Here is a 1,208-nt window from a genome sequence, read left to right as displayed (position 1 = left end):
CCCTGCAGCTCGAGCAGGCCGTTGTCCTTGCCCGGACGGGGGTACTCGGTGGAACCGCTCAGGTTCTTCCGAACCGAGTCCAGGATGGTCAGCCCCTGGCCGACCAGTCCCGCCGCGATCTCACTGAGGCCGTCGGCGCCGTTGAGGACGTTGACATTGGCCCCGGCGAGGCCGCCGGCGGCCTCCTTGACGATCAGCGGCAGCTGGTCGATCAGCATCCGGTCCAGTGCCACCCGGTCGTACGAGGCCGCGGCCTCGGCCTGGATCTTCATCCGCTCGGCCTCGGCGATCGCCAGCACCTTGATCCGCTCGGCCTCGGCCTCGGCGGGCTTCACGATCTCGGCCCGCAGCTGCTGCTGCCTGAGTTCGGCCTGGCGCTGCGCCAGTTCGGTCTGGGCGATGAGCACTTCCTGCTGCGCGTGGGCCATCGCCAGCGGGCCGGCCTGCGCGGACTCCGCCTGCGCGCGGTCCACCTGGGCCGAGTACTCGGCCTTCACCACGGCGGTCTGCCGGGCGTACTCGGCCTGGTTCCGTGCGGCCACCTGCTCCGCCTCGACCGAGGCCTGGGTGGCCTGTGCCTGGGCGATCTGGGCCTGCCGCTGGATGGCCGCCTTGTGCGGTGCGGCCATCGCGGCGATGTATCCGGTGTTGCCGTCGTCGATCGACTGGATCTGCAGCGAGTCGACGGTCAGCCCGATCTTCGCCATCTCGGTCTTGGAGGTCTCCAGCACCTCGGTGGCGAGCTTCTGCCGTTCGGTGACGATCTCCTCGACCGTCATCGAGCCGATGATGGAGCGCAGATGACCGGCGAAGATCCGGCCGGTCAGTACCGACATCTGGTCCTGGTCGGAGAGGAACCGCTGGCCGGCGTTGACAATGCTCTCCCTGTCGTTGCCGACCTTGAAGGCGATCACGGCCCGGACCGTGAGCGCGATGCCCTGCTTGGTCACACAGGTCTCGGCGACCTCGGCCTCGCACATCGCCAGGGTGAGGAAGCGGGTCTTGCGGAAGACGGGGAGCACGAACTTTCCGTGGCCGGTCACCACGCGGAACGGCGCACCTTCCAGTCCCCGCCTGCCGCCTGAAATCAGCATCGCCTCGTCGGGGGCGGGAACGCGATAACCGAACATTTCGTCTCCTTTAAGGGGCGTCGGTGACGCCGCCCAACGCATCCAGGGGATCTGCCCACTCGATGACGCCGACCTGCC

General features: G+C 68.4%; 1 protein-coding gene. It reads right to left on the bottom strand.

The window, feature by feature from the left end:
* The coding region (locus G3I60_RS43600; protein WP_164299717.1) for a flotillin family protein at window positions 1–1,130 on the bottom strand (1,130 nt) is incomplete at its 3' end.
* Window positions 1,131–1,208: the final 78 nt, after the last annotated feature.

It is taken from the genome of Streptomyces sp. SID13666 (genome assembly GCF_010548325.1).
Lineage (GTDB): Bacteria > Actinomycetota > Actinomycetes > Streptomycetales > Streptomycetaceae > Actinacidiphila > Actinacidiphila fildesensis.
This window is presented reverse-complemented; position numbering and strand designations above follow the sequence as displayed.